This is a genomic window from Pseudomonas sp. GW456-12-10-14-LB2 (genome assembly GCF_002884345.1).
Taxonomy (GTDB): domain Bacteria; phylum Pseudomonadota; class Gammaproteobacteria; order Pseudomonadales; family Pseudomonadaceae; genus Aquipseudomonas; species Aquipseudomonas paraglycinae.
On record NZ_POHV01000280.1, the window covers coordinates 1 to 244 of the forward strand.

Annotated in this window: 1 protein-coding gene; it reads right to left on the reverse strand. The window is 64.8% G+C overall.

From position 1 onward, the window contains the following. Positions 1–244 (reverse strand): hypothetical protein (locus tag C1X29_RS29590; protein ID WP_218275747.1); only part of this gene is annotated, 244 nt, incomplete at both ends.

The following is a 244-nucleotide window of genomic DNA, read 5'->3' on the forward strand; positions in this document are numbered from 1 at the left end:
CAGCAAGGCGGTTTTGTCGTCGATCTTCTTCAGGTGCCGTGATCGAGGCCCTGGTACGGACAGGAGCATTGGCCCGTCGAACCGATCGCGCCACTGGCCAAGACGATGGCGGGCGTCCGGTGCGCTGGATGCTCTGATCACCGTTCCGAACATTTCTTCCGTCGGAATCGGCGACCAGAACGCCCCGCCGACGCGCGCGCTGGTGATCGCCCGCGCTACAACATCCAAGGCGTCGCCCGACCAC